The 26365-nt window shown below is 69.7% G+C and carries 27 protein-coding genes and 3 pseudogenes; 16 read left to right on the plus strand and 14 right to left on the minus strand.

All coding sequences use genetic code 11. From position 1 onward, the window contains the following. Positions 1-15: 15 nt before the first annotated feature. Both O7620_RS15310 and O7620_RS15315 read right to left on the minus strand, forming a co-directional pair. Positions 16-423 (minus strand): hypothetical protein, encoded by a 408-nt coding sequence (locus O7620_RS15310; RefSeq protein ID WP_278122040.1) that lies wholly within the window; start codon positions 421-423, stop codon positions 16-18. Continuing rightward, complete coding sequence (locus O7620_RS15315; protein WP_278122041.1) at positions 420-1250, minus strand: IS5 family transposase; 831 nt, start codon at positions 1248-1250, stop codon at positions 420-422. Before O7620_RS15315 ends, O7620_RS15310 begins: the two co-directional genes overlap by 4 nt. 243 nt (positions 1251-1493) lie before the next feature. On the opposite strand from O7620_RS15315, the gene O7620_RS15320 reads away from it, so the two are divergent. Beyond that, positions 1494-2957, plus strand: a complete 1464-nt coding sequence (locus tag O7620_RS15320) for an NF041680 family putative transposase (protein ID WP_278123544.1) — start codon at positions 1494-1496, stop codon at positions 2955-2957. Positions 2958-2979: 22 nt separating this feature from the next. Here the strand turns inward: O7620_RS15320 and O7620_RS15325 are convergent, their stop codons facing one another. Further along, positions 2980-3651 (minus strand): hypothetical protein, encoded by a 672-nt coding sequence (locus O7620_RS15325; RefSeq protein ID WP_278123552.1) that lies wholly within the window; start codon positions 3649-3651, stop codon positions 2980-2982. 1111 nt (positions 3652-4762) lie between these two features. Here O7620_RS15325 and O7620_RS15330 point away from each other — a divergent pair. Then, entirely contained in the window at positions 4763-4996 is a 234-nt protein-coding gene (locus tag O7620_RS15330) for a hypothetical protein (protein WP_278123553.1), read from the plus strand. A 46-nt stretch (positions 4997-5042) separates the two neighbouring features. Here O7620_RS15330 and O7620_RS32085 read toward each other — a convergent pair. Next, positions 5043-5781 (minus strand): annotated as a pseudogene (locus tag O7620_RS32085) (metal-dependent hydrolase). 223 nt (positions 5782-6004) lie between these two features. Next, positions 6005-6355: a hypothetical protein gene (locus O7620_RS15345; protein WP_278123555.1), complete on the minus strand. Its 351-nt coding sequence runs from the start codon at positions 6353-6355 to the stop codon at positions 6005-6007. Between the two features lie 336 nt (positions 6356-6691). On the opposite strand from O7620_RS15345, the gene O7620_RS15350 reads away from it, so the two are divergent. Continuing rightward, the gene (locus O7620_RS15350) at positions 6692-6928 is read left to right on the plus strand and encodes a hypothetical protein (RefSeq protein ID WP_278123556.1); all 237 of its coding nucleotides are present in this window, start codon (positions 6692-6694) and stop codon (positions 6926-6928) included. A 584-nt stretch (positions 6929-7512) separates the two neighbouring features. Here O7620_RS15350 and O7620_RS15355 read toward each other — a convergent pair. The 5 genes from O7620_RS15355 to O7620_RS15375 all read right to left on the minus strand — a co-directional run bounded on the left by O7620_RS15355 (position 7513) and on the right by O7620_RS15375 (position 11145). Beyond that, a complete protein-coding gene (locus O7620_RS15355; protein WP_278123557.1) occupies positions 7513-8490 on the minus strand; it encodes a zeta toxin family protein in 978 nt (325 codons plus the stop codon). 17 nt (positions 8491-8507) lie between these two features. Further along, positions 8508-8807 (minus strand): hypothetical protein, encoded by a 300-nt coding sequence (locus O7620_RS15360; protein ID WP_278123558.1) that lies wholly within the window; start codon positions 8805-8807, stop codon positions 8508-8510. Continuing rightward, positions 8788-9516, minus strand: coding sequence for a histidine phosphatase family protein (locus O7620_RS15365; RefSeq protein WP_278123559.1), 729 nt, complete (start codon positions 9514-9516; stop codon positions 8788-8790). Before O7620_RS15365 ends, O7620_RS15360 begins: the two co-directional genes overlap by 20 nt. Before the next feature lie 61 nt (positions 9517-9577). Then, positions 9578-10075 (minus strand): DUF4913 domain-containing protein, encoded by a 498-nt coding sequence (locus tag O7620_RS15370; protein ID WP_278123560.1) that lies wholly within the window; start codon positions 10073-10075, stop codon positions 9578-9580. Further along, complete coding sequence (locus O7620_RS15375; RefSeq protein WP_278123561.1) at positions 10072-11145, minus strand: type IV secretory system conjugative DNA transfer family protein; 1074 nt, start codon at positions 11143-11145, stop codon at positions 10072-10074. The genes O7620_RS15370 and O7620_RS15375 overlap by 4 nt, the downstream gene beginning before the upstream one ends. Positions 11146-11262: 117 nt before the next feature. On the opposite strand from O7620_RS15375, the gene O7620_RS15380 reads away from it, so the two are divergent. Continuing rightward, complete coding sequence (locus O7620_RS15380) at positions 11263-12408, plus strand: hypothetical protein (protein ID WP_278123562.1); 1146 nt, start codon at positions 11263-11265, stop codon at positions 12406-12408. A gap of 97 nt (positions 12409-12505) precedes the next feature. Here O7620_RS15380 and O7620_RS15385 read toward each other — a convergent pair. Continuing rightward, positions 12506-12730, minus strand: a pseudogene (locus O7620_RS15385) (transposase); the annotation flags it as partial. A 604-nt stretch (positions 12731-13334) separates the two neighbouring features. Here O7620_RS15385 and O7620_RS15390 point away from each other — a divergent pair. Next, positions 13335-13826 (plus strand): winged helix-turn-helix domain-containing protein, encoded by a 492-nt coding sequence (locus O7620_RS15390; RefSeq protein ID WP_278123563.1) that lies wholly within the window; start codon positions 13335-13337, stop codon positions 13824-13826. Continuing rightward, a complete protein-coding gene (locus O7620_RS15395) occupies positions 13790-14410 on the plus strand; it encodes an IS630 family transposase (RefSeq protein WP_278122881.1) in 621 nt (206 codons plus the stop codon). Before O7620_RS15390 ends, O7620_RS15395 begins: the two co-directional genes overlap by 37 nt. 439 nt (positions 14411-14849) lie before the next feature. Here the strand turns inward: O7620_RS15395 and O7620_RS15400 are convergent, their stop codons facing one another. After that, on the minus strand, positions 14850-15320 hold the full coding sequence (locus O7620_RS15400; protein ID WP_278123564.1) for a hypothetical protein: 471 nt from the start codon (positions 15318-15320) through the stop codon (positions 14850-14852). Positions 15321-15587: 267 nt separating this feature from the next. Between O7620_RS15400 and O7620_RS15405 the strand changes: the two genes are divergently transcribed. From O7620_RS15405 to O7620_RS15425, 5 genes are all read left to right on the plus strand, one after another. Beyond that, complete coding sequence (locus O7620_RS15405; protein ID WP_278123565.1) at positions 15588-15761, plus strand: hypothetical protein; 174 nt, start codon at positions 15588-15590, stop codon at positions 15759-15761. A 178-nt stretch (positions 15762-15939) separates the two neighbouring features. Further along, positions 15940-16710, plus strand: a complete 771-nt coding sequence (locus O7620_RS15410) for a hypothetical protein (protein WP_278121963.1) — start codon at positions 15940-15942, stop codon at positions 16708-16710. A gap of 25 nt (positions 16711-16735) precedes the next feature. Further along, the gene (locus tag O7620_RS15415; RefSeq protein WP_278123566.1) at positions 16736-17122 is read left to right on the plus strand and encodes a hypothetical protein; all 387 of its coding nucleotides are present in this window, start codon (positions 16736-16738) and stop codon (positions 17120-17122) included. After that, positions 17119-18219, plus strand: coding sequence for a tyrosine-type recombinase/integrase (locus O7620_RS15420; RefSeq protein ID WP_278123567.1), 1101 nt, complete (start codon positions 17119-17121; stop codon positions 18217-18219). The genes O7620_RS15415 and O7620_RS15420 overlap by 4 nt, the downstream gene beginning before the upstream one ends. A gap of 307 nt (positions 18220-18526) precedes the next feature. After that, the gene (locus O7620_RS15425; RefSeq protein ID WP_278123568.1) at positions 18527-18919 is read left to right on the plus strand and encodes a hypothetical protein; all 393 of its coding nucleotides are present in this window, start codon (positions 18527-18529) and stop codon (positions 18917-18919) included. A 93-nt stretch (positions 18920-19012) separates the two neighbouring features. On the opposite strand, the pseudogene O7620_RS15430 reads toward O7620_RS15425, so the two are convergent. Further along, positions 19013-20026: pseudogene (locus tag O7620_RS15430) on the minus strand (DUF4158 domain-containing protein); the annotation flags it as partial. 427 nt (positions 20027-20453) lie between these two features. Here O7620_RS15430 and O7620_RS15435 point away from each other — a divergent pair. From O7620_RS15435 to O7620_RS15455, 5 genes are all read left to right on the plus strand, one after another. Then, positions 20454-21494: a site-specific integrase gene (locus O7620_RS15435; protein ID WP_278127021.1), complete on the plus strand. Its 1041-nt coding sequence runs from the start codon at positions 20454-20456 to the stop codon at positions 21492-21494. Next, a complete protein-coding gene (locus O7620_RS15440; protein WP_278123569.1) occupies positions 21491-21826 on the plus strand; it encodes a helix-turn-helix transcriptional regulator in 336 nt (111 codons plus the stop codon). Before O7620_RS15435 ends, O7620_RS15440 begins: the two co-directional genes overlap by 4 nt. After that, entirely contained in the window at positions 21826-22329 is a 504-nt protein-coding gene (locus O7620_RS15445) for a hypothetical protein (protein WP_278123570.1), read from the plus strand. The genes O7620_RS15440 and O7620_RS15445 overlap by 1 nt, the downstream gene beginning before the upstream one ends. Before the next feature lie 20 nt (positions 22330-22349). Beyond that, the gene (locus O7620_RS15450) at positions 22350-23324 is read left to right on the plus strand and encodes a hypothetical protein (protein WP_278123571.1); all 975 of its coding nucleotides are present in this window, start codon (positions 22350-22352) and stop codon (positions 23322-23324) included. Positions 23325-23652: 328 nt separating this feature from the next. Then, positions 23653-25218 (plus strand): aldehyde dehydrogenase family protein, encoded by a 1566-nt coding sequence (locus tag O7620_RS15455; RefSeq protein ID WP_278123572.1) that lies wholly within the window; start codon positions 23653-23655, stop codon positions 25216-25218. Positions 25219-25276: 58 nt separating this feature from the next. Here the strand turns inward: O7620_RS15455 and O7620_RS15460 are convergent, their stop codons facing one another. Further along, entirely contained in the window at positions 25277-26353 is a 1077-nt protein-coding gene (locus O7620_RS15460; protein WP_278123573.1) for a GNAT family N-acetyltransferase, read from the minus strand. Between the last annotated feature and the right edge of the window lie 12 nt (positions 26354-26365).

Below are 26365 nucleotides of genomic sequence, written 5' to 3' on the forward strand. Positions count from 1 at the left end.
GGGTGGTTCGAAAGATTAGGTCCGTTTCGGGGCGAGAGTGAACATTCCGGGTTCGTCTTCGGTCAGGACCTGGTGGTTGACCATGCGTTTCAGCTTCGCGCGGGTGGCTTCGACGTGTTTCGGTGAGGGTTCGACGCCGAGTGCGAGGCAGATGCCCTTTGCCCGCATGCCGGTGGGCGCGGTGGTGAGGACGTGCAGGATCTGCTGGTAGGGGGCGCTGGCTATCGTCGGGTCCTCGGCTGTGAACTCGGTGGCGGCGAGGGTGCGCAGGGTGGTGCGGGTGGTTGCCAGGTCGGCCAGGTCGCTGTCGATGCGGGCGAGTTCTGCGGTGAGGGTGGTGATCTTCTCGCGGAGCTGGTCGGCGGCCTGGCGCGCGGTGGTTTCGCGTTCGGCGATCAGGTCGAGGATCGCGGGCAGGTTCACCGGTGCCGCCAGGTGGGTGTGCTGGTCCCGGTCAGCCGACGCATGATGTTCGCCGTGGATGCCCACAACGTTCGGGACACGGCCGATTCCGGTCGGCTCTCGTACTCGCGCACGAGACGGCGGTGGAGCATGAGCGTGCCGTGGGTCTGCTCCACGATCCACCGTTTGCGGATCGGCACGAAGCCGGGCCTGGTGTCGGCGCGTTTGACGACCTCGACATCGACACCCAGGACGGCGCCGTGCAGCGCGAAGTCCTGTTTGAACCCGGCGTCGACCCAGGCGCGGGTGACCGTCGGTGTGTGTTCGACGACCTTGTCGAGCAGATGGATGCCGATGGCGTTGTCGGTGGCCGACGCGGCGGTCACCACGACCGCGATGATCAGGCCCAACGTGTCCACGGCCAGGCCCCGCTTGCGGCCGGGTACCTTCTTCGCGGCGTCTTTGCCGGTCGTGGCGGCCGGGACGTGGTTCGCGGCCCGGATCGACTGGGTGTCCAGTACGACCGCGGTCGGGTCCTCGGCCCGGCCGGCCTTCTCCCGTGCCTGGCAGCGCAGGAGGTCGTGGATCGTCTGGTCGGTGCCGTCGTCACGCCACAGGGCGAAGTAGTAGTAGGTCGCCGACTTCGGGGGCAGGTCGTGCGGCAGGTACGCCCACTGACAGCCGGTCCGGTTCTGGTAGAGGATCGCGTTCACGATCTCCCGCAGGTCGTAGTCGCCCTGATGACCCGAGACCGAGACACGCCTGGCCTTCCACGCCCGCAGGAACGGCCCGATCAACGCCCACTGCTCGTCACTGACGTCACTGGGATACGGCTTTCGATCACCCATGACGGGCCTAACGCCGCGACCGCTCGACGGTCACGACCAGGATTCACCTTTCACAACATCGAGCGATCGCCATACGACGAAACCCGCTGAAAGATCGCCAACTGGACGCAAGCCATAGATCAAGTCGAACATCCTCAGACCGCCCTCTGAGGTCCTGCGGGGACCCCGAACGATCACGGAAGCAGCCCTTGGTTGATGATCTTCTTGTCTAGGGAAGAACATCAATAACCAAGGGCTGTTCTGGTGATCAGTGTGCATGACCGTGGTTCGGCTGATGCCGTCGGGGACCTGGACCGGTTCCGGCGGGAGTTCTACGACTGCTTGACCGCTCGGGCTGACGCGTTGTTCGACCTGACCGACGCGGTGTTGTGCGCCGACGGGCCGGTCCGGTCGCTGGTGGAGTTGTCGCTGGTGGGTGAGCACCGCCGGGGTCACGGGGCGTTGTATGACGCCCTCGCCTGCGGGAAGTTGGACATTGACCGGTTGCGCACCGCTCTCGCTGGGGTGCCGCTGCCCCGGGCAGCTGACGGCCGTCTCGTCCTGGCGGTGGACATCACCTGCTGGCTGCGGCCGGACGCGCACACCTCACCACAGCGGATCCTGTGTCACACCTACGGACGCGGCAAGGATCAGACCATCATGATCCCGGGCTGGCCGTATTCGATGGTCGTGGCCCTGGAGTCGGGCCGTAGTTCGTGGACCGCACCGTTGGACGCGGTGCGGCTGGCGCCTGGCGACGACGCGGCCACGGTCACCGCTGGGCAGCTGCGAGACATCGTGGGGCGTCTGATCGCGGCCGGGCAGTGGCAGGCTGGGGACGCGGAGATCCTGGTCGTGGCCGACGCCGGCTACGACGCGCCCCGACTGGCGTTCCTCCTGCGTGACCTGCCCGTGCAGGTCCTCGCGCGAATGCGATCGGATCGGGTGCTGCGTCGGGCAGTGCCGCCTCGGCGGCCGGGAACGGTCGGCCGTCCGCCCCGCCACGGCGGCGAGTTCGTCTTCGGTGATCTCGCCACCTGGGGTGAGCCGGACGCGGCCACTGTCGCCGACACCCGTCTCTACGGCACGGCGTGGGCCCGCGCCTGGGACCGGTTGCACCCTCGGTTGACCCACCGATCCGCCTGGACCGCCGCGGCTAAAGTACTGCCGGTCATCGAGGGGACCGTCATCCGCCTGGAAGTCGACCACCTACCCAGCGGCGCTACACCGAAGCCGGTGTGGCTGTGGTGGTCCGGCGTCGACGCCACCTCGGATGACGTGAACCTGCTCTGGCAGACGTTCCTACGCCGCTTCGACATCGAACACACGTTCCGCCTGTTCAAACAGACCCTCGGCTGGACCTGCCCGAAGATCCGCACCCCGCAAGCCGCCGACCTATGGACCTGGCTGATCCTCGCCGCCTACACCCAGCTCCGTCTGGCCCGCGCCCTCGCCGCCGACCTGCGCCGCCCCTGGGAGCAACCCGCACCACCGCAGCGTCTGTCACCCGCCCGCGTCCGCCGAGGGTTTCGGCACCTCCGCGCGAAGGCGACCTGCCCGGCCGGTGCACCCAAACCCGCCCGGCCAGGCCCGGGGCGACCACCCGGCCGCCGCAACACCCACCCCACCCCGCGATACGACGTCCACATCGCGACCACCACGAACGCCAAAACATCGGCCACAAAGAAGACGAAGACTGTCAATCCCCGGCCACGCCGCACAGGTTAAAGATCAAGTTAAGGTGGGTGATTTACCGATAGGCAGGGAAACGCTCGGTGGGCATCGCCTGGACCACGTCGAGGCCGACCGTGGCCAGCAGCCTGTCGACGGCAGCCTGGTCAGCACCTATCCCTGCCCAGTGGGGGTCGACGTCACTGGTGAAACACCACCGGCGATCGGCCGGCCAGACAAAGGCGGGGACCGGAGCGGAATCCCCGTCGAACGGTTCGGCGCGGCCTTCGAGGTAGTCCGCGAGCCGGCCGGTGAACAGGACGTACCGACGGTGTGGAACGGTCACCAGCGGGCCCTGCCGCTCGGCCGCCGACAGGGCGCTTCCGGCTACGCCCTCCCAGACGCAGAAGAAGCACTGGTCAGGCGTTGCCGTGAATGGTGCGAGGACGTGCAGCGCGCGTCGCGCCTGCGGCGTCCATAGCTCGCGGTCGGCCGGAACATCGGCGTCGGTCTCGCGCTGATCGGGCGAGGTCGGATCGGGGATGTACCGCAAGCGGGCATACGCCTCGTAGTCAGCAGGCCCGAACGTGATCAGCTGCTCCGCCGGAATCCGCGAACTCGCGAGCCAAGCCGCAGCGGCCGTGTCTGCCGTATATCTCAGCACCATGTCTCTTGCGGCCCCCGTCGTCGTTGACGTGTTCGTGCTGCCGCCGCTCTCACGTTTCCGGAGCTGACGGTACCGTCCGTGCATGCCTGCCCACAATAGGTAATGGTGTCGCCCTCAGTCCGCAATCCGGGCTTGATTCAACGCAGCGAGATCCCGGCCGTGCCAGCGGCGGGGATACACCCACACTCGTCGGGCAGCCCGCGGTTCTCGAACGAGACGCCGCGGGTCCTGGCCGGCGTCGGCCAGGACCCGCCAGCCGGCGAGGTCCGCCGACCCGTCGGCCGGCCGCCGTTGTGAACTGTGGGCGGGTGCCTGAGGGGACGACCGTCAGGCGCAGCCCGTGCTCAGCGGTTTGCCGCCGTGGCCTCGGCCAGCCGCAGCGGCCGGTAGCCGTCGGTGTCGAGCTGAGCGAGTTCGCCGTCGATTGCATCCGCGACGAATCCCAACGAGCGCTTCCCCATCCTGGACATCATCACCAGCCACCCGGACACTCACGGAACTTGATCAGAGGCCCTGCGAAGAGCCCCTCGCCCGCAACGATTGCTACCTGCCGCGTTGCTGCTGGTGCCGCTCTACGTGCTGTCGCGGTGCCGGCGGAGGTGCGGCATTCGAACTGGACGAGGGAGATGCTTGAGGACTGGGAGCGGGCGGCCTGACGCTCGACGTCATGCCCGCTGCACGTCGGGCCTCGTCACTGGCTGCCCAGAGGCCCCGAACAACCTGAGCTCCAACTTTCGGCAGGAGTCTATCGACAAGTTCATCCCGTTCCGCTTCTCGTTTCTTCATTTGGGCGTCCCAGTGCTTATCCGAAGCAACTAATTCTCTATAATTCCTTGATTCCAGGCGATCGACCTCCAATCCGGTCGTGTTCCATTCAGCCCTCTGCTCTGCGGCGAGCATTGGGCCTAGGCCCGGAGCTTCCCGCAACCGAGCCACGCGACGATCGCTAGATTCATTCAATCGGCGATCACGTTCTTTCATCGCCTGCTGGACTTCATTTAACCCATGCGCATTCAGTGAGTTCCATTCGTCGTTTTTTGTTTTTTGTAGATCTTCGGTCGGTGGACGTTTAACTTGGCTAATTATCTGTTGGCCCAAGGTGGCGGGTTTGGGATTCGGTTGTGACATTTTACATTCCTTTCAACCGTTCGGCTCCACAGCAAGAGTTGACTTGTGTCGGGAGGCTGGGGCGATCGTGCCTCCAAGCGGGCGCGGCCGCAGTTGTGTCCAACAGTTCAACGGATCAACCCGGGACACAGGTTCAAGGGCCGAGCGGCAAAATACGCAGCGAGGCCAGTGCTACCTGGCCACGGCGCTCGACCACGACGAGCGCATCGTCGCGGTCGGCGTCGGCCCCACCATGGGCGAGGCGCTGCTGCGCCTGGCCCCGCCGGCCCCCGTCGAGGTGGTCGACGAACCGCCGTTCTAACTTGATCTTTAACCTGTGCGGCGTGGGTGGCGCGGCGCGGTGGTCGCTACGGCGCGACCAGGGTCCAGGCGCTGACCGCACCCAGCATGAGCAGGGCGGGCACGACCAGGAGCAACTCGGCCGCCGAACCGGTCCGAAAGCGCAGCGGCGCCCACATGCCCCACGGCGCCCAGCGGCAGCCCCGGATCCGGATCGGCCACAGCAGCGGCACCCGAGTGAAGGTCAACGCGTCACCGAGGGAATGCACCAGACATCCCAGACCCAGCGGCAGGCCCACCCACCACCAACCGGCGACCGGACCGGGCAACGCCGCGGCCATCACCCCGACGAACAGCCCGGCCGCCGCCGCCCCGTACGCCCCCCCGGGTGCGCTTGCGCACCGCCCCGCGCACCGCCAGCGCGGCGGCCAGCCCAGCGATGACCGCCGCCGCGACGTCACCGCCGATCCAGCACAGCAGCGACACCAACAGTCCCGCGGTGACGGCGAACACCAGGGTGTGCGTGACCGCCCGGTGCCCACCCCGACCTACGCAACAACGGCACGTGCCCGCCCGCAACGCCGCCGCCCCCGACGCCGCGCCCCGAGCGACGAGCCGGGTCGCCGGGCCCAACGACCGGGCAACGACCGAATTGGGGTGATCGACATCCGGCAGCAACGCCCCGCCAGCGGTGACCGCCGCGCCGACCACCACCGTGCCCACCACCACCCGCGCCCCCAACCCCGCCGCCACCGCGCAGCCACCCAGCCACACCACCGCCCCAGACAGCGCGTGAGAACGCCCCATCACCGCCGAGTCACCACCCCTCCACACGCAAACACGAAACGTGAAATCAGCATCGCAGAGAGCGCCGACATGGGGTATCCCGTGCCGAGCACGTAGTCCAATGTCCGGCGAAGTCGCGGGACGCCCATAGCCACAACGCAACTCGACGCACCGTCTGACACACCGCCCCGAGACCAGGTGCCAGCTGCGCAAACCCAGTCGCGGACAACCGTTGCCAGCGCTGTCACCGACCGCGACGAACGGGCAGAGAGATGCCGGCGCTCTTGCGCAGTTGTTCACCGCGCTTGCGTTTGCGGTAGGCCCTGCCCCGGCAGCGCTCACTGCAGTACACCGCGTCTCTCCTGAGCAGGCGTGGTCCGGCCTTGCCCTTCACCGCGGCGGGCAGGCTCTTCGAGCAGTAGTCGCAGTTGTGGTCAGTCCACCTGCTGATCTCGTAGAGCGCGAAGGCGACCAGCCGCAGGCGGTATGCACGCTGGCGGCATCCTGAGCTGCAGTACCGGGCGTTGGCGCGGCTGCTGACCAGCCGCTTCGGGCACCCCGCGTTCTCGCAGACGCGGCGCGTGGTGGAGGGCATTCCCAGACTGTAGCGAGGGCGCCCCGCAAACGACTAGCCGTTACGCGATGGCACTGTCCATCGCAGTCGGTGGTGCACACTCATGCTGGTCAGACGCCTGCTGCTTATCTGGGAATGGGAATCTAACTGGCCGTTCGCGTCACGGGCGACTCGGCTCTGTCGTACGCCGCTGGATACGCTTCTCTTGCAGCTGATCAGGTCGCCCTCCACAGAGGCTCGCCTCGATGAGCGGCAGGGGTTCATCCCCGGTTCCAAGCGCCTCAGTAGGAGTACGCCAACCCGCCGCGACCGGCCGGAGTGGCGGCTTGCTGCTCCGCGCGGCGCAAGCCGTGACAGATGGCGAAGGGAACCGGCGAGGTGCCTCCGCAACACCACAACGGACTGGAGGACCAGGCGGCGACGCCCGGCGATCCTGTCCCACAGAAGCCACCCTGGCTGATCCGGGTGTGGCCCTATGCGCGAACAGGACTGCAGCTCGTGGGTCTGTTCCTGCATGACGAGGGCCTGCACCTCACGGTGCAGGCCCTCGTGGCGGCAACCGATCTAGCGGTCAAGACGTGGCGGATCCGCTAGGTCTGCTCGGCGGCGGAGTCGGTGTTCGCGCACCGGCTCCGCTGGTTGTATCCGGGTACGGCAGTACCGGATGCTTGTGTTGATGCTTTCGCGCCCCGCCAGTGTCACCGGACTACTAGAAATCGTCAACCTCAGTTATACGGCTTCTATCGGTCCAGCTATCGCGTTTCGCCTGTACACGCGGGGACTATCGCCACCGGAAGAGGTTCCCAGTTGGTGGTGTCAGAGGTCATACCCAAAGCTCCATCCACCCCCAACGCCGGCCGGCTGTCGACCGACGTACGGGCCCGGCTGTTGTCACTGGTCGCGGTCGTCGATCTCGACGCAGACCATGATCGGAGCGTCGTACCGTACCCACCTGCGCATGGTCTGTCCTTCGTGTCTGCCGGGTGTTGGGATCGCCGTTCAGGGTATCGACGACGGTCCCGGGAGGAGCGGCTCGTGCGGCTACTTGAGGGGCCAAGCCGGCAATGGCGGCGAACTACCTGCGGCGTCTCCCACGCATGTTGGACTTCGAGTCGGTGAGGCGAATCCAACGAGCGATCCGCCAGCAGCAGACAGCAGGCTCGATGGCCGACGAGTCGTCATCGGCCCGCGTCGCGTTGGCTAGGGGCTGATCGGTCAATGGCAGGGCCCGGCCTGGGAACCTTTGGAGCATCGGTCCTGCCTTGAATCGCTTGCCGGGTACTGCCGTGGATAGCCAGGGCAGCCCGTCGGGCGCGGGCGCTGGCGGGCGTTGTCAGCAGCGGCGCGGCTGCCGTGTCGATCGCGTCGAGGATTGGATGCCAGCGGGGATCGATGGCGCTATGTAGCCGGTGAGAGTTGTCGAGGTACCAGGCCCGTTCGGTGGGCGTCCAGGGGCGTTGGCGCTCGGCGCTGATGGCGGCCGTGAGCGCAGGAGGGCGTTGCCAAGCGCCGGTGGTACTGGTGTTGGCGTAGACGACCTCGCCGTTGCGCCGAAACGCGAAGGCGACGTGTGCCAAGTCTTGGGTGTCGACGGCGTGTGCACCGCGGATGACGCCGTGGTAGCACTCGTCGTGAATGGTGGTGTCGATCAGTCGGCCGCGGCCGACTTCCTGAACCTCGCTCCAGTACCGGTGCAGGATCCCCAGACGGCTGAGGGCCTCGGGGACCGCGACGATGGCGACCTCGACGCGGTAGCCGGCGTCGTGGAACCGGCGGGCGATGTCCTCGAACTCGCTCTCGTAGCGCATGGCCGACTCGAGGACGACGTGGCAGCGGTTGTCGATGGCGTACTGCTGGGCCTTGCCCCACCAGCGTTCACCGTCCGGTCGCACCTTCGCGCTGGCCGTGGTTTCGTCCTCGGCCTGCCAGCGGTGGAAGCTGGGGTGCATCGGGTTGTAGAAGTCCATGTTGATGTTGATGAAGCCACTGCCCGAGCCCAGCGCTTGCTTCACCATCGCGGTGACCGCCGTCTTGCCCGCGCCGGTCTGTCCTCCCACGATGACCACCACCGGCCGCTGCTGGGATGGGGCGCCGGTGAGGAACATCGGGACGATCTGGTCGCGGAAGATCCGCTCGTTGGCGTCCTCGGAGAGCACGCCGTCAGGGAATTCGGTCAACCGCGTGCCTGACGCAGCACGGCGACGCTTTCCTCACGGTGCCGGGCGACTTCGTCGATGTCGGCGGGGTCGAGATCCCGCAGGGCCTGCGCGAGACGGCTCTGAGACGCGATGACCTGCTCCAGGGAGCCCGGGTCACCGCCGGTCTGCTCTAGCTCGTAGCGGCGAGCGGACTGGGCCGCGAGGGCCTGGGCGATCAGGTCTCGGGTGACCTGGTGATCGTGGAACTGCTCCGGTGTCAACGGCGACGGGGTGAGGCTCCCCAGCACCGACTCGTCATTTCCCGACGAAGGCATGCTCGTCCCTTCCTGGCTCAAGGTGCGGGGTTGCGGCGAACTCCACCAGCTTGAGATCGCCGGCGGTGCCGTCGTACCGGGTGATCGACGTGTTCGCGACCGGAGTCGTCGCGACGATGGCAGCGATCTCGTCGAACCCGAGGCCTTCGATGAGATGGCGCATCACCACGACCACGGCGTCGTGGGCCACGAGCAGGACGCGCCGGCCCGCGTGCTGGGTGTTCAGGTCTGCCAGCACGGCCGCCAGGCGTCGAGCGATGTCGGCGAACGACTCACCGCCAGGAGGTTGGTAGGAGAACTCGCCTTCGGCCGCGAGCCGGGCTGCCTCTGCGGGGAACCGTTGAGCGATCATGGCGGGGGTCAGTAGCTCCAGGTCGCCCATGAGCCGATCGCACAGACGGTGATCGACGACGGCGGTGGGGTAATCGCCACCCGACTGCGCCGCGGTTTCCGCCGTTCGTGACCAGGTCTGCCGAGCGCGGAGGTAGGGGGAGCAGATGACCTGTTGGGGCCGGCGGTGAATGGGTATAGCGGCGAGCCAGTGACCGAGTCGGGTGGCCTGCTCCCATCCCAGCGACGACAGCTCGATGTCGGCATCTCGCCCGGTCAGACCATGGTCGGTCAGGCCCCGTGCGTGTGCGTCGGCGAAGGCGACGTTAGCCAGGCTCTGCCCGTGTCGGATGAGGGTCAGCTCAGCGACGGTGTCCATGTCTCCATTATCCGTGGTGGAGCTAGAGGGGTTCGAGCTCCTCGTGGCGGTGCCAGGGGAATCAGGTGCTGTCGGTGTCGGGAAGCTGGGCGAGGACTTCCGGTGGTGCCAGCTCAGTGGGCAGGGGACGGGGCTCGGTGTGCTTGGTCGGGTTGCACCGGTTGAATGGTCCGTACTCGGCGGTCAGGGCAGCGAGGTGCGGGTCGAGGTGGTCTCGCCACCAGATGCTCATGCCGGTTTGGGGGTCGCTGACCCGCAGGATTTCCCAGGCCCGCCACAGCGCGTAAAGGCGGGAGATCGCCTCGGGATGCGCCCACCACCGCGGGCACCAGTTGATGCCGCTGGTGGGCCCGGAGGCGAGGCGCCGCTCGACGACGTGGGCGAGGTAGTCGCCGACGAACGCCTCCACGTTGCGGTACACCGGTTCCGCGCCGGCCGGTTCCGCCGCCGGTGCCTCGTCGACGGGCGGGGTTGCGCCGGGGTCGCCGGCGAGCTGGCCGAGTAGCGCGCTGAGGTCGGCGACGGCGTCGGCGGCCGGCCCGGCGGTCGGCGTGGTCATGAGATCGGCTCCGGTGGGACGTCAGGGGAGAGGGTCCAGTCGGTGCGGCCGGTGGGGTCCCAGTGCGCAATCGACGCGCGGATCGCGGCCGCGTAGGGCCCGTCTTGCCAGGGGGCGGTGCGGGCGAGCGCGGGCGGGGCGCCGGAGGCGTAGACGACCATCCGGCCGCGGGGCAGGGCGTGCAGGTCGGAGACGTCGAGGATGCGTTGGCGGCGGGTGGCGTGCGAGACCGACCGCTGGCCCCACCCGGATCCGCTGCTGCTGGTCGACCGGGTGGTGACGTCGTGCTCGCCGATCAGCTTCGACAGCTCTTCGAGCCAGTCCGGGTCGGCGACGCCGCCGCCGTAGGTGCGGACGTTCGCCGCCGACCAGAGCTTGCGCATGCCCTCGCGTCCCCACACGTCGACGCCCTGGGGGTAGGACTGCAGGATGGTGATGATCGGCAGGCCGTGGGAGCCGTAGTAGGAGTAGAGGTTGGGCAGTTGCCGCAGGCGGCAGATGTTCGCGGCCTCGTCGAGGATGCTCAGCAACGGCGGGTCCAGCCGTCGGCCGGCTGAGGCGCGGGCACGCAGCTCACCGGCGCGCAGGACGGCGTCGGTCAGGGCGGCGACCAACGGGGCGGGGGAGCCGGGCCCGCCCTGGGAGAGCAGGTACAGCACGTCGGTGCTGACCACGAACGCGGCCGGGTCGAACTCGAGGACCCCGCCACGGGTCGGTGGGGTCACCCAGGCGGTGACGGCGGGCTCGGTGAGGCACATGAGCATCTTCTGGGCGCCGGCGTAGATGCCGCCGCGGGTCTTGTCGGGCATGTTGACCACGCCGGAGACCGCGTCGGCGGGCAGCGCGAAGCCGTGCTCGCGCAGCAGCATCGCCGGTTCGTCGTCGCGGGGGCTGACCGCCCACCGGTACGCGGCCAGGATGTCCCGGCCGGAGCAGGCGGCGGCCAGCAGCAGGTTCGCCACCAGTTCCTCGCTGGAGGGGTCGAAGAACGCATCGCGGGAGACGCCGGGCTCGCGTTCGGCCGCGGCGAAGTGCTCGCCGAGGCGTCGGGCGTCGGTGATGGTGGCCACCGAGCGTGCGGGTTGAACCACATCCCCTGGTCGGCGCCGAGGATGTGCTGCGGGTCGAACGCCCACACCGTGCCGCGTTCGGCGCGCAGGTCGCGGGTGGCGTCGACGATGTCGCCCTTGACGCTGGTGACCAGCGTGGGCCCGGGAGCGGCGGCGATCGCGGGAATGGCGCGGCTGGTCGTTTTGCCGGTGCGGGGGCCCCAGATGTCGACGGCCATGTCCTCCCAGGACTGGCGCAGTGGCATTCCGGGGCAGCCTGAGAGCATCACCGGCCCCGACGGCAGCCCTCGCTACGTCGCCGCCTGGTGCGGTGCCAGCGGTCGCGGCGACGACGTCCGCGCCGGCGAGGCGACCACCGACCCCATCGACTGCCGCACCTGCCTGCGCACCCAGCCCCGCCCCATCGAGCTAATCAACGCCAGCCTGACCGGCGAGCCCACCACCCTGCCCCACACCGGCCTCGTCGTCCCCCACACCAAGCTGCGGGTCACCGACGTCCGCCACGTCCCCGGGACCGGTGGGACCCGTGCCCGGCTCATGCTCGGCGAGCACTTCATCGGCTACATCAGCAGCAGCGTGCACTTCCAGCCCATCGGCCGCACCTGGATCGACACCACTGACCTCGCCGGCTACGCGGCGGACTGCCGCACCCTCGCCGGGAAGACGCTCAATGTCCGCGACGTGCTCGGCACCCTGGTCCGCGAGTACGAGGCCGCAGACCAGCGGCACACCATCCCCGCCGCGGAGTTCGACCACAACGAGTGCGTCGGCTGCGGCACCGCCGGCCACGACGAGCCGTGCGTTTCGACCTGCCCCTTCCCTACCGGTACGTTCGGCCCGGCCGTCACGCTGCGCGCCGCCGCCAGCCGCCTGACGCAGCACCCCGGCAAAGCCGGCTACCTGGTTCGTAGCGCGATCCGAGCCGCTGCCCGGCACCTCACCGGCAGCCCTCGCTGCTACGACCTCGCCGAGGCGACCATCAGCGTGCTCGCGGACCACCTCGCCGAGCAGGCCGACCCGGCATTCGAGCAGCTCCACCGCGAGGGCTTGATCACGTGGCTCGGTCGCTACGCCCCCCTGCAGACCGACCGGCTCGGCCCTGACGACCGCGCCCGGTACGAGGACCTGCAGCGTCGGATCGCCGCCGCGGCCAGGGCCTCCAGGCACGCCCGGACTGACTCGCCCGCCAACTCGATGCGGTCGAGGTCACGCACGGCGGAGATGACATGCGTGGAGTCGGTGCGCTGCTGCCACCCGCCTTGATCAGCCCCCGTTCGACCAGGCGGTCCAGCAGCACGTCGAGGACCAGCCCGGTCAGGTCGTGCTCAACGAGCCGGGCCCGGAACTCCGACAGCACACTGAAGTCGAACCCCGGATCATCCAACTCCAGCCCGAGGCAGTACTTCCAGTCGATCCGGGCCCGTACCGCCTCGCCGGCCTGCCGATCGGTCAGGTCGCAGGCGAACTGCAACGCCCTCACCAGTGCCAACTGCCCCGGAGACAACCCCGGCCTTCCGCGAGTCGCGAACGCCGCCGCGAACCGCTCGTCACTGAACAACTCGCCCAACTCGTCACGGACCCGCATGGCCAGTGTCGGCCGAGAGAACGCCGTATTGGCCACTTTCGCCGCCAACGCCGGAACCTCGGGCAACCTACGCAAGCCTCATCGACACCATGAACTCCGTCTCGCCCGAATCAGGACGGTAACTGTACGAAACGGTCACCCTCCTACATCACGGACGATCAACACCCACAGGCATTGAATTGACCAACAGGTTCGGGACATCTACCCAAGCGCGGGGCCCTCCACGCTTCCAGGGGATTGACAGAGCCGACCACCTGCACCTGACGGTTGCCCGCGAGTTCCCGTAGGTCAGCTGACACTCAAGCGACTACGCAATAGCCCTGTCCACGCTGGAGGCCCAGCCACGCCCGGTCGTGGTCGTCACGCAGCTCGCCTCGCATCGCGAAATCGAGGCTGGCGTTTGAACCAAACTTCCGTCGTTCTACGTTGTATCAACGAAAGGAAGTACCACCCTCGACTGTTAAAGGACAGTTCAGATGCCCGAAGGCAACAGGCCGGTTCCCCCTCAGCCGGGTGTCACTACAGATCTTGAAAGGTCAGGTTTGTCCACTGTGGGTCGGCGTGTCGGCGTGATCTTCGCGGGTCGGGGGCGTAGGCCGGAGGGATGAGGTATCCCGACGGAGGTGGGCTGTCCGAGCGAGGGCGGGTGAAGCGTGAGGTGGTGCGGCGGCAGGCGGCCGGGTGGTTCGCGCAGGACGTGCCGGTTGCGGAGGTCGCCCGGCGGTTGCGGGTGTCGCAGACAGCGGTGTACGGCTGGCGGAAGCGGTGGCGTGCCGAAGGTGAGGCCGGGTTGGCGTCGAAAGGGCCGAGTGGTTCCCGCTGCCGCCTGGACGCCGGCCGGCTGCGGCGCCTGGCCGATGCCCTGGATGAGGGGCCAGCCGCGCACGGGTTCGGCGAGGACCAGCGGTGGACCCTGGCGCGGGTGTCGGATCTGATCGCTCGGATGTTCCGCACCCGGTACACGCTGCGCGGCACCTCGTATTTGCTGCATCGCATCGGCTGGTCGGTGCAGGTTCCGTCGCACCGGCCCGTCGAGCGTGACGAGGAGGCGGTCGCGACGTGGCGGCGGGAGGTGTGGCCGGCGGGAAAACGGTAGCGGCGCAGCGCGACGCGTGGATCTGCTTCGAGGACGAGGCCGGTCAGACGCTGCGCCCACCGAAGGCCCGCACCTGGGGCCGACGCGGCGAAACTCCGGTGATTCCGGTGTCAGGTAAGGGTTCTGGCCGGGTCTCGATCGCGGGGCTGGTCTGCGTGAAACCGGGCCGACGCAGCCGGTTGATCTACCGAACGATCACCCACCGCGGCCGCAAGAACGAACGACGCAGCTTCACCGAAACCGATTACATCGCCCTGCTCGACGCAGCCCACCAGCAGCTCGGCGGTCCGATCGTGCTCGTCTGGGACAACCTCAATACCCACATCAGCGCCGCGATGCGGCAGATGATCAACGGCCGGGACTGGCTACACGTGATTCGTCTGCCGGCCTACGCCCCCGACCTCAACCCCACCGAGCAGGTGTGGTCACACCTCAAACACAGCATCGGCAACCTCGCCGTCCGCGGCGTCGATCATCTCCAGGCGATCGTCAAGAACCGACTCAAACGCATCCAGTACCGGGCCGACCTGCTCGACAGCTTCCTCGCCCACACCGGCCTGACCCTCGAACCCGACTCAACCTAACCATTCAAGATCTGTAGCCAGCAGGTAGCCAAGCTCGCATTCAGTGCGTCAATGGCACTTAATGCGACGGTGAACACTGATCCGACTAGCAGGGCGCGTAGCGCCGCAGGCCTTGCGGTTAATGAGATCGTGCCAGCCGATGCGGTCCAGGAATACAGGAAGTGGGGAGGTGCAACCGTGACCCTTATGGACGCCGCCGCGTCACTTCAATCAAACGGTGCGGGCCCTGCGGTAGTAGTTGCCGTCACCGCCGCGGCAGCTGCTACTGCATATAAAGCCTACACGACAGCTCCCGCTCGTAACCCTGGCCTAGGTCGATAGCGGGGGTCGGGGGAGGATCCAGGACCCCGGAGCAGTCCGCGAATGTCCTTTTTGGTGTGATCTTGTTTTGGGGGTCTGTGCCCGGACGAGGAGCGAGCACGACACCTGTGGATCGACCTCACTGATGCCGCTCGCTGATCCAGAACTCGACGTGGACCGGCATCCGCCGCCATCGCCCAGGATGCTCACTGGTGCCACCTGATCTGCGCCCCGACGCTCCCGTCACCATCGGCGGCGTCCGATCGATATCACGGCAAGGGGTCGCGCTGTCGACGGTCACGTGCCACCTCTGCCGCACCTGACCCGTCGACGACGCGCAGCACGGACCGGCATCCAGGGGGTGGATGCTGGCCCGTGCGGTGTTCCCGCTGGCTACTGGTGTTTGCTGGCGAAGGCGAAGAAGAACAGCATCAGGATCAGCCCGAACCAGAAGTTCCAGCGACTTCACCAGACCCCGCCCGGTCGAGTTCTTCGGCCCCCGCCGCCACGAGTCCAACCGCGAGCGGCGCTCGCCCTCCGGCACCAGCAGGCTCTCCTCCAACGCGCCGGCCTGCTCTGCGGTCACCGCCTGCGACAGCACCCGCCACATCCGACACTCCGCCGCTTTGCGGACGCTGGCGACGTCGTCGTGCAACGTCGTGACACCCGGCCCGCGTCGCGCGCGTCGCGCGGCTCAGAGTCTCGTCATCTTCGGGCCGCTACCCTCTCCTGGGCCGCAAGGCTTACAGCAGCGACGCTCAGGACGCAACCCGCGCAGCACGCAGAGAACCCCGCCGCCGACTGACCGCCACTGACCGTCCTCATCAATGCCGCTCTCCACCGTGGCGCGCTCGGTGGCTTTCCGGTCTACGGCGACATGCACGGCCTGGGGGTCGACTCGTACTCGTTTGATGGCTGGTACGCCGGCCGAGCGCTACCGATCCGGTTGACGATCCCGCAGGGCTGGCCTCTCTGGCCGATCGAGCGGGACGCGGTGCTCCTGCTGCACACCCAGCCGATCGAGTGGCCAGAGGCGGACGCCGACTCGTAACCCCTTCCGGCCGGTGCCCGGGTACCGGCCCCCTGGGCACCGGGCCCCCTGGAAATTCACCGACCTACCTCATGCCTCCATAACTGATCTTATCGAGGCGCTCCCGCGCCGTCCCTGCGGCCGCGTCGACCGGGAGTAGACTGTGACGTAACAGGCGTGACGAAATGGGGTGTGGTCCATGCCGAAAAAGCGGGGCCAGGCCGCGTGGCTGTCCCAGATCCTCTCCGAGTGGGCACGCGTGCCCGTGACAGTCGCCTGGGAGGCGAAGGGAGTCGGGCGGGGCGACTGGTGGGTGCGGTGGTCCGACGGCCCGACGGTCGAGGCGATGCGCGCGCATGCCCGCGCGCACGGGGTGTACCTGCGTCCGCTGGACGTGACCGCGCTGCGCTTCGCCCGCGACTACTCGCCGCGGGCGTGGGCGCTGGCGCTGCTCAGCCTCGCCGAGACCCAGCCGGAGATCACCGACTGGCACGAACTGCTCGGCGTCGCCGAGTCGTGGCTCGACGACGCCGACCAACCCGACGACGCGGGCGCCGACGACGAGCACGTCGCGCACCTGGTGGCCGTAGCGGACGGCCGGGAGGCCGCGATGGCTCGCGCGGTCTTCTCAGCCCGGCCGCAACGGTTGGCCGTGACGCAAGTTCGTGACGAAACTGGGTGTCCGGTCTGCGGTGCCCCGGTACCGGGCGCGGGCGCCGGCCGGCCGGCCCGCTACTGCTCGCCCGCGTGCCGTACCCGCGCCTGGCGCCGCCGCTCGGCCCGCGCCACCGGCGAGACGAAAACCCGTGACGAAACCAGGTGCCCGGTCTGCGGAGCCTCGGTGCCGCGCGCGGGCGTCGGCCGGCCGGCCCGCTACTGCTCACCGGCCTGCCGCACCCGCGCCTGGCGACAACGCCCGCGCCACCGCGACGACAGTGACACCACCCGCCCCGACGCCGGGGCGTCCTGACCCTCCACTCAAGCCAGGAGCCGCGATGAGCATCACCGCGTTCCCGCGCACGCCGAGCGCCCCCACGGCCAGGGCTCACCTCGCTCACATCCTGGCCGACATCGCCACGCTCGACCCGTCCCGCCACGGCCACACCGGCCCGGACACCCCGCAGATCACCGCCGCCTACGCGCAGCGAAACGCCCTGATCTGGACCGCCCTCACGCTCGCCCACGAGGCCGGCGTCCCGGCCGGCGTCGGCCACGACCCGAGCGACCCCCACCCGGTCGTGGTCTACCTGGAGCTGCCCACCGGCCAGGTCTCCTGGCACCTGCCCTCCCACCCGACCGGCTGGGACGGGCACACCACCCGCGCCAAATACGCGCGGGTGGCCGCGTTCGTCGACCTGGTCGACGAGGACACCGACCGGTGACCGAAGTGCTCACTGGCGAGCTGCTCCCCGCCCACCAGCCCCTGCCCGCCGCTGCGGCCCCCCACGACGGGGTCCCCACCGTGGGGGGTGCCGCCGACAACGAACTCGAGGAGCTGCTGCGGGAGTGGCTGATCGGGTACGCCTCACCGCACACCCGGAAGGCGTACCGGCGCGACCTGCAGCACTGGCTGGCGTTCCTGGCCACCTCCGGCGTCGACCCGCTCACCGAGGCCCGCCGCGTGCACACCCACGCCTGGCTACGCGCCCAGGAGGCCTCCGGCGCCGCGGCCGCCGCCACCCGCGCCCGCCGCCTCGCCGCGGTGTCCGCGTTCTACGGCTGGCTGATCGCCGAGGACCGCACCGACCGGGCCAACCCCGCCGCCATCGACTCCCGCAAGAAGCCGAAGGTCGACCAGCGCAGCACCAAGACATCAGGGCTGTCCCGAGGGCAGGCCGAGGCGCTGCTCCTCGCGGCCGACGCCGACACCGGCCCCCAGGCGCTGCGCACCGCGGCGATCGTCGCGCTGCTGCTCTACACCGGCATCCGCGTCGGCGAACTCGTCGACGCCGACGTCGAGCAGCTCGGCCACCACCGCGGCCACCGCACCCTGCGCTTCACCGCCAAGGGGGCCCGCGAGCACCTGGTGGCGCTGCCCGCCCCGGTCACCCGACGCCTGGACGCCTACCTCGCCACCCGCGCCGACCTCACAGGCCCGCTGCCCGTGGTAGCTGGGCAGGCCGGCGTCCGGGCCCACCGGCCCCTGGTCGCCACCGCCAGTGGCGCCCGGCTCGACCGCGGCGCTGTCACCCGACTCGTGATCCGCCTCGCCGAGGTGGCGCGGATCCCGGTGAAGATGTCCCCACACGTGCTGCGCCACGCCTGCGCCACCCTCGCCCGCGACGCCGGCGCGAGCCTCGAAGACGTGCAGGACCAGCTCGGCCACGCCGACGCCCGCACCACCCGCCGCTACGACCACGGCGGCGCCCGACTCGACCGCGCCCCCGCCTACACCCTCGCCGCGTACCTCAACGCCGGCGACGGGCATTCCACGGAATCGACCACCGAGGACACCCAGGATCCCGGTGCGCGGCCGTGACCGGCCGCCGGGGGCGGTGTGCTGTCGGTGGGCTGCGCTACGATTCCCGCACGGCTGACGCGCCAGCCGATCCGGGAGCCCGCACCCGCCACGCCGGGGACGGGCGGCGAACGGAGAAGACGTCTCAGACTCAGCGCCCCCTCCACCTTTCTGCTGGTTGGCATGATCACGTGTCGGTGGGGTCGGGCGTGGGCGTACCCCGCCGAGGAATGAGCTGACATGCCGCAGGACAAGCGCAAGCTGACCCGCACGAATCCGCGACCGCAGCGACAGCACCGGGGAGCCCTACACCCAAGCCCGCGAGGGCGTGCTGGCCACGCTGACGCTGCCGGAGAAAGAGCGCCAGGCCCACGCGTTCGCCGCCGCCGTCGCGCTGCGCATGGCCCACGCCGGCGAGGACGAGGCGACCGCCAGGACGTCCGTGACGGAGATCCGGGAGATCGCCGACGGGTACGGGTACACCTTCGCCGAAGCGCAGGCCGGGTACGACGACCCCCGCAACAAGGTCATGTGCACCACGTGTGGCTGGACGAACGGGATGGTCTGCCCCGAGTGCCCCGGCTGCGGCTGCTACAACGGCCAGTGCTCCGGCTTGGCGGCACAGCGAGTTCATGGACGACGACGAACGCCGCGCCCGCAACGAGTGCCCCGACTGCGGCGGCGACATGCAGAACCACTACGACTGCCGCTGCCACGATGACGGCTGACCCGAGCGCGGCGCTGGCGGCCGGCCTGGCGGTGTTCGCACTCCCGGCCGGCGCCAAGCGCGCCGCACCGGGCTGGTCGAGCCAGGCACGATGGTCAGGATCTCGTCCAGCAGCGCCTGCCGGTTCTCGCCGCCCTTGGCCCGCTCGGCCAGGGCGTCGGCGACCTTCTGCTTCGCCGCGGCTTCCCGGCCGCTGATCGCCTGGTCGAACAGCAACAGCGTCTCATCCAGCACGTCAACGGCCGACTGCGACAGCAGAGTGAGCAGGATCGGGTACCGGCGCTCCGGCTCGCGCCGCTGCAACGCCTGCCCGGTCAGCCGCCGGCCCACCCCGGCCAGGAACCGGTGCCGTTCGGCCGACAGCATCGACAGATCGAGGGTGTGTGCGTCGAGGCGGCGCAGGTAGGCCAGCTTCTCCAGCTCGGCTTTCACCGCGGCCGGGCTTGACGAGGTCGGCCCCACGCCCAACCACGCCAGCGGTGTGCGGCCGAGGTAGGCGTCCGGGACCAGCAGCAGGTCCAGCTCGGCGCATCGACGATCGGTGAGCAGGTGCTTCACCCTCGTCCAGGTCTCCGTCCGGGCGCGGGCCCGGGCCGCGGCCACCCGGCGCAGCAGCAGGATGATCCCGGGCCTGATCACCCGCGACGAGAGCAGGTACTCGCAGGCCAGCCGGAACAGCAGCTTCGGCGAGTCGTGCTCCATCGCCCGGGCGAACAGGAACTCGTCGAGGTCCTTCCACTCCGCGGTGTCCATCGGCCGCCAGCCGGCGTAGCCGGCCACCTCCCGCAGATGCCCCGTCCGGGTCTGCTCCCGCTCGCCGTACCCGCGCAGCTCACCCATCGCGATCCCGAGCCGCTGCGACAACCGGCCCACCACGGCCGCCGGTGCCGCCGCGACGTCGTCGGGCACGAACCCGAGCCACGGCAGCGTGCACAACTGCACCGCCACACCCAACACGTTGCGACCCGTACGGAACTGGCGCACGAACGCCTCGTCCGCACCGGTCAACGTGAAGTACCGGATCAACTCGGCCCGGTTGATCTCCGGGAAGCCCCGAAGCCGCACCAAGTCCTCCGCCGAAAACACGTCCTGAGTAGCCACGAACCCACCCGCCTGAGCATCGACCGTCACCGAACGGGACGGGACGCTACGGCCGGGCAGAGAGCTTGATCAACCCCCAGTTCTTAGCGTTGTTTTTGGTCTGGAAACTACTTCCGCCGTGTATTCGATTCGATGCGAATAGACGACAGTTTGCGTGCGAGCGTGGTCCGGCCTTGGCGCTGGTGGTCGCGAAGGTAGCAGCACCGCGCGTCGTAGAAGCCGCGAGTATGCCGCCCCGCCCTTGAAGCTGCTTCTCGGCACCTACGTTGACCTGCTTGTTTGACAAGCGGATCGCATCAGATGCGAAGATCTCGCATCTGATGCGAGGAGTGGGAGGTCACTGTCGGTGGACGTGGAACGCGCCGCGCCGGGGTCGGCGGCCCTGCATTTCGCCGACGGGGTGCGGCTGCTGCGGCCGGACGAACAGGTGTTCACGGCGATGCTCGATGGCTGGCGTAACCAGCAGCTCGCGCGGAACCTGTCGTTCGGCACTGTGGAGAACAGGCAGCGGTCGGTGCGGGCGTTCGCCGAGCACGCGCAGGCGTTGCCATGGCGGTGGACTCCGCAGCTGGTCGACGAGTGGTGCACCGACCTGCGGGCCGTGCGCCGGGTACGCCGCTCGACGCTGCGCGGCTACCAGGAGGCGGTCCGGCTGTTCTGCGCGTACCTGACTGACCCGGCCTACGGCTGGGTCGGTGAGTGCGAGAAGCGGTTCGGTACGCACCCGGTGCAGGTGGTCCACGAGTGGAACGCCGCTGTTCACGTCGCCGCGGCTGAGGGTGACCCGGCCAAGCGGGCGTTCACGCTCGACGAGATGCAGGCGCTGCTGGACTACGCCGACGAGCAGGTCACCCGGATCCGGGCGGCGGGGCGTAAGGGCTGGCTGCCGGCGTTTCGCGACGCCGCGCTGTTCAAGGTCGCCTACGGGTACGGACTGCGGCGCAACGAGACCCGGATGCTCGACGTCGCCGACTTCGGCCGCAACCCGCACGCCGCCGAGTTCGGCGAGTACGGCGTGCTCTACGTGCGTCACGGCAAGGCGATGAAGGGCTCGCCGCCGAAGCGGCGCAGCGTGCTGACCGTCTGGAGTTGGGTGCCAGAGATCCTTGCCGAGTGGGTCGAGGAGATCCGACCGCTGCTGGCCGTCGCGGGCAACCCGGCGCTGTGGCCGTCGGAACGGGCTTCGAGGGTCGGGCTGGCGCAGCTCAACGCGCGGCTGTCGGCCTACCGCGACGCCCTCGGCCTGGACGCCGGGCTGGACTTCCACTCTTTGCGCCGCTCATATGTCACCCATCTGATCGAGGCTGGCTGGGATCCGCTGTTCGTGCAGCAGCAGGTCGGCCACGAACACGCTTCCACCACGGCGATCTACACCTGCGTGTCGTCGGACTTCCGCACCCGCACGCTGCGGCAGGCTCTCGACGCGACCATGGACGCGGCACTACGACCGTCCCGGAGGGCGCAATGAGCATGAAACGCCAGGTCAGCTACCGGTGGCGGCTGCGGGAGATGATGGCCGCCCGCAGCGTGTTCACCGCCACCGAGCTGGTGCCGCTGTTGCACGAACGTGGCATCGACCTGTCCGCCTCCCAGGTCCACCGCCTCGTGACCGGCATCCCCGAGCGGCTGTCGCTGCCGGTCCTCGCGGCGCTGTGCGACATCCTGGAGGTCACCCCTGCCGACCTGGTCGCCACCTCGGCAGCCAACGTCGCGCCGCGCAAGGCCGTCGCCGGCGACGCACCGGCACCGGTGGACCTGGCCACCGTCCGGCCCCGCCGGGCCCGCGTGCGACCGGACTGATGGACCGTCCCTACGCCACCGCCGAGCAGTACGAACGCTGGTTCATCCGCGACTGCGCCCGGTGCGGCCGGCGCGGCAACTTCGCGGCTCGCTGGCCGGACGGGCACGTCTGCCGCACCTGCCACGACCGGGCGCTACGCACCCATGGCCGTTGTCCCGGCTGCGGCCACGAGCGGCTCCTGGCCGGGCTGCGCCCTGCGGACCAGGAGCCGATCTGCACCAGCTGCGCCGGGTTCTCCTCCTCACATGCCTGCGTCGAGTGCGGACAGGAGGGCAAGCTGCACGCCGGCCGCCGCTGCACCCGTTGCACCCTCGCCCGCCGCGTCGCCGAGCTCCTCGACGACGGCACCGGCCGAATCCGGCTCGAGCTGGCGCCTCTGGCCGAGCTGTTGGCCAGCATGGACAACCCACTCTCCGGCCTGGCCTGGGTTTCGTCCCGGCGCGCGTTCCGCTGGAGTCGCCGACCTGCTGCAGGGCTTGGGCTGCGGCGAACATCGAACTGACCCACGACGCGTTCCACCGTTTGCAGCCCTGGCGCGTCGCCGCCCACCTGCGCGAGTTGCTCATGGCCTGCGGCGCCCTACCCCGCATCGACAAGCAGGTCGCGCTGTTCGAGAGGTGGCTGCTCGAGCACCTGGACACCGTCACCGACCCCGAGCAGCGCCGGCTGCTGCGCCAATACACCACCTGGCATACCCTGCCCTGGCTGCGGCGCCGCGCCGAACGCGGACCCATCAGCCGTCACACCCGCAACGACCTTGGTCAGCAAGTCCTACGCGCTGGCGACCTCTTCGCCTGGACCCAGGAGCAGGGACTGACCCTCAGCATGCTGCGGCAGGCCGACCTCGACCGCTGGCTGGTCGACCACCGGCCGCACCAGCGGCAACTCCTCAAGCCATTCCTGACCTGGGCCGCACGCGCCGGGCACATGCCCCGCCTGGAGATTCCTCCCTACCGGCCCGGCCAGCAGACCCCGATCACCCAGCACCGCCGTCTCGCGCTGCTGCGCAAACTGATCACCGACGAGACCGGCGGACTGCGCACCCGCGTGGCCGCGATCCTCGTCCTGCTCTACGCCCAGCCCCTCAGCCGGATCCTGCGCCTGAGCATCGACGACATCGACACCACCGGGCCCGACGTCCTGCTGCACCTCGGCGACCCGCCGACGCCGGTCCCCGAACCTGTCGCCGCACTGCTGCTGGCCCTGCGCGATCAGCGCACCAACATGCGCACCGCCACCAACCACGACGCCCACTGGCTGTTCCCCGGCCGCCGCGCCGGCCAACCCCTCACCCTCGACACGATCGCCCCGCTCATCCGGGACCTTGGCGTCCCGACCGTCCCCGGCCGCCTCGCCGCGCTGCGCCAGCTCGTGCTCCAAGCCCCGGCACCAGTCGTCGCCCAAGCCCTCGGCTTCCATCACCACACGACCCAACGGCACCACGCCGCCGGCGGCGGCACCTGGAACCGCTACAGCCCAACCCGCAACGCACCGTGACCATCGGACCGTGCTGGGCCGTGATTACAAGACGGATGGATTACCGCAGCCTGCCAGTCGGACGGGCCCCAGCGCCGCAACGCTGGCGCGAGCGTACTCGCGGGTAACTCCATCGAGGACGTCACACCATCGATTGATCTCAATACAAAGGTGGCCGTCTTCGCAGTTCAGAGGCTCGCCGCCCAGACAGCCGTCGGGGCCGACGACGCCGACGGCGTCCAGCCAGACAAACGTACTGTTGCTGACCCACTACTGTCCGCGAGACAGTACGGATCACCAGCGGTGCCATCGACGCCGCCGCTCCCCGGTCGACCCTGAGGAGAACGCGATGGCACGACGACTCGCCGAGGGCACCGCCTGGTCCGACGTCCTCACCCGCGCGGTGACCGCCACGCCAGAGACGTTCGGCGCCGCCGTGGACGGCGTCACCACCCTGCACAACCTGGTCGAAGGAGAATGGCGGGCCGTCGGCCGTCCCGCACCCGTCCGCACCCCGGTGGACAACACCGTCGTGATCAACCTGCCCCGGATCGACGCCGACACGGCCCGCGCCGCCGTCGCGCACGCCGCCGCCGCGCACCGGGACTGGGCGCAGACCCCGCTCGCCGAGCGCAAGGCCCGGGTCGCCGACGCCCTGGACGCCCTGGACGCCCACCGTGACCTGCTCGCGCTGCTGCTCGTCTGGGAGATCGGTAAGCCATGGCGGCTGGCCTGCGCCGACGTGGACCGCGCGCTCGACGGCGTCCGCTGGTACGCCGGCGAGATCGACCGGATGCTCGCCGACGGCCGCGAGCCGCTGCCGGGCCCGGTCAGCAACATCGCGTCGTGGAACTACCCGATGAGCGTCCTCGTGCACGCCGAACTGGTCCAACTGCTGGCCGGCAACGCGGTCATCGCCAAGACCCCGTCTCAGGGTGGCGCCGTCTGCCTGACCGTCGCGCACGCGCTGATGCGCCGCGCCGGGCTGCCCGCCACCCTCGTTTCCGGCGGCGGCGAGGAACTGTCCGAAGTGCTGGTCCGGGCACCCGAGATCGGCGCGGTGGCGTTCGTCGGCGGACGCTCCAACGGCGGCAAGGTGGCCGCCGCGCTGCTCGACAGCGACAAGCGGCACTTCATCGAGCAGGAGGGCCTCAACGCCTGGGGCATCTGGAACTTCTCCCAGTGGGACCTACTCGCCACGCACCTGAAGAAGGGCTTCGAGTACGGCAAGCAGCGCTGCACCGCGTACCCCCGGTTCGTCGTGCAACGTGACCTGGTCGACGAGTTCCTCGACATGTACCTGCCCGTCGTGCGCAGCGTCCGCTTCGGCCACCCGCTCGCCGTCGACGACACCTGGACCGCCGGCGACCCGCTGCCCGAGCTGGACTTCGGGCCGCTGATCAGCGCCGCGAAGGCCGACGAGCTGCACCGCAAGGTCGACGAGGCGGTCCGCGGCGGCGCGGTGCCGCTGCACCGCGGCAAGCTGACCGGCGCCCCGTTCCTGCCCGGACAGGACACCTCGGCGTACGTGGCGCCGTCGGTGCTGCTCGCACCGCCCGGCCGGTCCCGGCTGATGCACGCCGAACCGTTCGGGCCGGTCGATACGATCGTCGTGGTGGACACCACCGACGAACTGCTGGCCGCCATGAACGCCTCCAACGGCGCGCTGGTCGCGTCCCTGGCCTGCGACGACGAGGAGGTGGCCGGCAAGCTCGCGGTGGACCTGCAGGCGTTCAAGGTGGGCATCAACAAGCCGCGCTCGCGGGGTGACCGCGACGAGGCGTTCGGCGGCCGGGGCGCCTCGTGGAAGGGCGCGTTCGTCGGCGGCGACCTGCTGGTGCAGGCCGTCACCGTCGGCGGCGACGACCGGCTCTACGGCAACTTCCCCGACTACAACAGCTACCCCGCCACCTGATCGACACCCCCGGTCCCCGCCACGGTGGCGGGGACCGGGGAACGGCGTACAGCCCTACCTACGCGCCGGACGACAGGGCGGTGTTCGTCCGACCGACCGGGACCGGGGCGGCGAGCGGGACGGTGAGAGTGAGCAGAGGCCCGTCGCGCTCCGTCAAGCTGGGCCGGTCGAGCCGGCGCAGCGTCCGCAGCATCGGGGTGTTCTCGGCCTGGACGTGCAGCACCAGCGCCGCGTACCCGGCGGCGTCGGCGTGCCGGGCCAGCCGGCGCAGCAACGCCGAGCCGAGCCCACGCCGCTGCCAGTCGTCGCGCACCAGCAGCGCCACCTCGGCCTCGTCGCCCTCGCCGAGCAGGTTCGCCATCGCCACCACCGACTCCGCCGCACCGTCGGGGCCGGTGGCCGTGGCGACCAGCGTCAACCCTCGGGTCGGCTCCAGCAGTCGCCGCAGCCGAGCCTGCTGCGGCAACGCCGCACCGCCCAAGTAGCGCCGGTGCCGGCTGCGCGGAGAGCACGCCTCGTGCAGCTCCAGCACACCCGACAGGTCGTCCACGCACGCCGGCCGCACCGCCACCTCGGCACCGTCGGGCAGCACCAGGGTGACCTGCTCGGCGGCCCGGCGCGCCACGGTGGCGGCCAGCTCGACCAGGGCCTGCGCCCGGGCGTACTCCGCCGGGGTGAAGGCGGGCGCGGCCCGGCGCAGCGCGAACGAGCCGCCCGCCGGGTCGGCCAACAGCATGCTGGTGCCGGTGATGCCCCGGTCGAAGCCGGTCGACGCGGGCCGCCAGCTGACCGAGTCGGCGCCGAGCAGCGTCCGAAGCGCCTCGCCCGTCGCGTCCGGGTCACGGACCAGTCGGTTGGCCAGCCCGAGCACCCGGGTGGGCTGGTCGGCCAGGCCGCGCGCCTCGCTGCGCGCCACCCAGCAGTCCCGTCCACGCCCGCGCTCGACGGCGGCGATCAGCTCGGTCTCGTCGAGCGCGTCCGGCGCGTCGACCAGGAAATCGTCCACCGCGCCCTGCTCGGTGGGCTGCACCTGCACGGTGAGGATGTTGACCCCGCGCAGCGCGAGGCTCGCCGTGAGGACCGACAGGTAACCCGGCCGGTCGTCCACCGTTGCTCGGATCCGCCACAACGTCATGGTTGGCTCCCT

Source organism: Micromonospora sp. WMMD710 (assembly GCF_029626045.1).
Taxonomy (GTDB): domain Bacteria; phylum Actinomycetota; class Actinomycetes; order Mycobacteriales; family Micromonosporaceae; genus Micromonospora.